Annotated in this window: 3 protein-coding genes; 2 read left to right on the top strand and 1 reads right to left on the bottom strand. The window is 44.9% G+C overall.

The genetic code is table 11. The features are described from left to right. Positions 1-34 precede the first annotated feature (34 nt). On the top strand, positions 35-244 hold the full coding sequence (locus AC3A8L_RS20695) for a hypothetical protein (RefSeq protein WP_487964172.1): 210 nt from the start codon (positions 35-37) through the stop codon (positions 242-244). Further along, positions 241-1,257, top strand: a complete 1,017-nt coding sequence (locus tag AC3A8L_RS20690; RefSeq protein ID WP_487964171.1) for a class 1 fructose-bisphosphatase — start codon at positions 241-243, stop codon at positions 1,255-1,257. The genes AC3A8L_RS20695 and AC3A8L_RS20690 overlap by 4 nt, the downstream gene beginning before the upstream one ends. Positions 1,258-1,818: 561 nt before the next feature. Here the strand turns inward: AC3A8L_RS20690 and AC3A8L_RS20685 are convergent. After that, the coding region (locus AC3A8L_RS20685; RefSeq protein ID WP_487964170.1) for a DUF7402 domain-containing protein at positions 1,819-3,345 on the bottom strand (1,527 nt) is incomplete at its 5' end.

Genomic DNA, 3,345 nt, shown 5'->3' with positions numbered 1-3,345 from the left:
GCACGTCCGGATCTGCATGGGGGGCTTTACGTGAGTGAAGTTCCTACCATTACTGGACTATTACAAAAATAATACCCATTACCTACAAAGCCAAATTGGGAATCCTGAAAGCGAAGATAAGCCCAATAAAAAATATTACGACCCCCGAGCCTGGTTGCGTAAAGCTGAAGAATCTATGGTCGCTCGTTTGCAAACGGCATTTTCCGATTTAAATTGCGTAGAACATTATAGGCCTGTGGCATGAAAACCTTTAGTGAAGTTCTAGCCCATAATGGTGTTTCTACCGAATTGATATCAGTGCTAAATACTATAACGCAAGCGACAAAAGTATTATCTGAACGTATATCGCTAGGGACTTTTGGCGGAGTATTAGGCTCGGCGGAACAAGAAAATATTCAAGGCGAAACACAGAAAAATCTGGACGTACTGGCCAATAATTTATTGAAGGATTATTTAGCGAAAAATTCAGCGGTTGCAGCATTGGCTTCTGAGGAAGAAGAGGGGGTAGTGGCCTGTAATGAGAGTGGAAATTTTGTGGTTGCTTTTGATCCACTCGACGGATCTTCGAATATTGATATTAATGGCCAGATAGGTACTATTTTTACTATTTACCCTAGGCTTAATCAATATGGGTGTGCGGCGGTAGAGCAGTTTTTACAGCCGGGTTCACAACAAGTTTGTGCTGGCTATGTTCTTTATGGGCCGGCGACCCAACTTGTTCTGTGCACCGGTGGGGCCACGCAAAGCTATACGCTTGTGACCAACCCTGATGTGTTGCGAGATTTAGGTTTGAACGAGGGCTCTATTGATTCTGCGGGCGAGTATCTGTTGGCCAATAAAGCGCTTTCTATCCCGAGAGAAACCGGTGAGTTTGCGATTAACATGGCGCACCAAACCGGCTGGCCTGATTGGGCTGTGCGCTACATTTCTGATTTGGTCTTGGGAGTTTCTGGCCCTCGAGAAAAAACGTTTAATATGCGATGGAACGGGGCGATGGTGGGCGATGTACATAGAATACTGCTGCGCGGCGGCATATTTTTGTATCCGCTCAATCGAAATAAGCCCGAATGCCCGGCTAAGTTACGGTTATTGTATGAAGCCAATCCAATGGCCATGCTCGTTAAAGGGGCTGGTGGCTCGGCTTATTGCCAGGGTGCTTCGATGTTGGATGTAACGCCCAAAGCATTACATCAACGTGTTGAGGTTATCTTAGGTTCTGCCGCTGAAGTGGAGCGTTGTTTAAGCTATAGCGCTTAGTGTAGGGGCTGGCCATCTAAGGCCGCTGGGTCCGAAAAGAACGGCCACCGTACTGGCGGAGTAGGCCAAAAAAATCGCTAGGGCATAGCCTTAGCGATTTATGGTATTTAATTTCTCAATTGGTTTGATTATAAGAGAGTAGTAGATTAATAACCAAAGCTGTTTAGATGAGTGCTGTCCCGCTATGTTAACACGTTTGTTAAATTGTATTTGTACCAACAAGAGTGTACGCCAAGAGCGCCGTATAAATTGACAGCGAAGCAACGCACTGACTGCTCCTCTTAATAAAATAGATGGCCGTTACGAGCAAGAACAGCGAAATGAGTATTTGAGCGACACCAGACCAATGAGTAAAACCTAAATTTCTATCGTGACTTTGGGTTAAGCCAACGAACAAGTATGCAGTACCGGAGGCTACGCTAAGCAAGGCTAGAACAATAGACACTTTCGCAGTAACTTTCATACATCAAATCAAAGACTCTGACCCTATTGATTCCTATCGATCCCTGTGCCTTTAATAAAATGAAAGGCATAGGTTATGCTTTAGTCTCTGAAAATAGGTTAATACTCGCCGTTAACTTCGACTTCTGCTAGCCCTATATTTCTACTTGATGACGAGACTGAAGTGATTGTAAATTTGAGGCTGGTGGTATTTTTGGAGGTCTGGAGATCTAAGGTGAGTGCGGTTCCATTGTTCGGCAGTTGCCCCACGTTGAGCGTGCTACCGTCGGAAAATTTTATGGTCCCACTCAAAATATGTTCGGTTAGGTTAGGGCGGTCGTATAATTTTATTTGTTTTATGGTGACGGTTTTCGGCCAGTTCAATAAGAAATACTCACCGACGCCTCCGTTATTGCTTGCCCACTCCTTTTTATAGTCTCCGGTTGGGCCTGCATAGCCGTCAATTGTTCCATCTACTAGTTTTACGCCCAATTGCTCAGTCGCATTGGATTCCGAAGATGTTTGCACCTGAGAAAGTGATGCAATATTAAAATTGGTAAAGTCACAGCCCGGAGCATTGATGGTTCGGTCCTGATGCTTCCATAGCCACCTGTTGTGGCCGTTTTCCCAAGAGCTACTGTAAAAATAATCGGATATCCCTGATGTCGTGGCTCCCCAAGTTGCAGCATCTATCAGTTTTAGATTAGTGACTTCGGATGTATCTTGCTCTCCAAAGTCGCTCTCCGGCAAGTTTTGGGAGTGGTACTCGGTGTAATAAGTAATATCAAAACATTGATGTTTGTTGTTAATTTCTTCTAAAAGTTTAGCAGTGTAAATATGGTCAGGATGATCCCCTGGGTTAATTGATGAATTCGTGTCGGCAATGTTGAAAGATATGTCTGTGCCAGTGCCTGATTCATTAAGTATGAGGGATTCGAGCGTGTTTTTAAGGTCTGCCCATGCTTGGTAACTGGCAGTCCCGTCAATTGAAGTGATTACGGGCGCCCCTTCCTTTAGCTTTTTAAGACTCATGAGGCCGGTGTTCGCGTACCCGGCGCCATTGAGGTTGCCGTCTGGAAGCCTCAAAAAGTATAAAACGGTACCGCCATATTCAACGCGCCGTACCTGATGTCCGTTGTGTGTTGCCATGGTTGAGTCTATTAAGTAGCCACGGCCTGCCTCGTTATCAGTGTTGACTAAAAAGCGAGCGGCACGTATGGCGCCTTCTTCTCTAGCTAGATAGAACGGGTAGGGGCCGTTGCTTGAGTTGCTAGTGCCTTGTCCACCATCCCCTGAAGTTGTGTGTATGATAATTGTTTTTACAGATTCATCTCGAATGCTTTTATATGTATTTGGATTCATAAAGAGCTGCCAGTCATCAGGGTGTCCAACGACATAAAAATCGACTGCTGCAATTACTGTGTTGACGGATAGTGAGGATATTAATATGGCTAACTTTAAAATCTTATTTTTCATTTTTCTCCATGAAAACTGATGCTTACTCTTGAAATTTAACGCCGCTATGTGCGGCAACCTTTTTGGTGAATGTTTTGTGGCAGTCTTTTCCGCCATAAAATCAAGCGCCGAAAAGCTTGTCCAGCCCAGCTTGCTGGGCGTGGCACGATAGCCTTGGTACGCCCAGCATGG

The organism is Marinagarivorans sp. (genome assembly GCF_982758155.1).
The sequence above is the reverse complement of the archived record's forward strand: the minus strand, read 5'-3'. Positions and strand labels throughout refer to the sequence as shown.